This is a genomic window from Marinobacter sp. G5_S1_61_S3, assembly GCF_054968585.1.
The window spans coordinates 1-1,045 of the sequence record NZ_JBQKUK010000040.1; the positions used below are offsets into that span (position 1 = coordinate 1).

The 1,045-nt window shown below is 59.8% G+C and carries 1 protein-coding gene and 1 pseudogene; both read right to left on the bottom strand.

Annotation, left to right across the window (positions count from 1 at the left end; translation table 11 throughout):
* A pseudogene (locus tag ACTRWH_RS20425) lies at window positions 1-290 on the bottom strand (acetaldehyde dehydrogenase); the annotation flags it as partial.
* A 23-nt stretch (window positions 291-313) separates the two neighbouring features.
* Window positions 314-1,045: 2-oxopent-4-enoate hydratase (gene dmpE, locus ACTRWH_RS20430; RefSeq protein WP_462826794.1), on the bottom strand; the 732-nt coding region annotated here is incomplete at its 5' end.

Sequence of the window (1,045 nt, forward strand, 5' to 3'; positions counted from 1 at the left end):
TCGGGTTTGTGTTCACGCAGCAGTTTGTCATTGTGAACGTGAGCGCCGGCGGAGGTGGCGTCGAACACCACCTGAATTTCGGCAAACTCGGGCATTTGCACCAGACCTTCCACACCTTCGGCGGTGGTGGCCACGCCCATGCGTTTGGCACGGGCTAAACCATCCGATTCGGGATCAATCCCCACCATCACCCCCATCTCGATGTGTTCGGCGGTGCGCAGGATCTTAATCATCAGGTCGGTGCCGATGTTGCCCGAACCGATGATCGCCGCTTTGATTTTGTTGCTCATGATGTTGTCCTCTTCAATCCGGGTCAGGCGAAGCGCACGGAAGCACTGCCGATACCACCGATGTCCACGCGCATGTAATCACCGGCCTTGACCGGCTCAAGCGGTACCAGGGAACCGGACAGGATGACCTCACCGGCTTTCAGGGTGATGCCGAACTCGCCCAGGGTGTTAGCCAGCCAGGTCACGCAGTTCACCGGGGAACCCAAGGCCGCAGCACCGGCTCCGGCGCTCAGCACGCTGCCGTTCTTTTCCACCACCATGCCGCAGGTCACCAGGTCCACCTTGCGGGGAGAAACCGCCTGATCGCCCAACACAAACAGACCACAGGAGGCGTTATCCGCCACGGTGTCCTGGATGGCGATCTTCCAGTCCTGGATCCGGGAATCGACAATCTCGAAACAGGGCATCACACACTCTGTGGCTGCGAGTACGTCGGCATTGGTAATCCCGGGGCCGCTCAGGTCTTTCTTCAGGATGAAGGCAATTTCGCCCTCGGCGCGGGGTGCGATCAGCCGGTCGCTGATGGGCACGACTTCGCCACTGTTGAACACCATGTCGTCGGTCAGATAGCCGAAATCCGGCTGGTGAACATTGAGCATGTTCTGAACCGCCTTGCTGGTCACGCCGATCTTCTTGCCGATAATCGAGGCGCCATCCGCCAGGCGGCGTTCAAGCATGCGCAGGGAAATGTGGTAGGCATCGTCAATGGTGATGTCTTCGCCACGGCCGGTCAGCGGTGCAACTGCTTCCCGGCT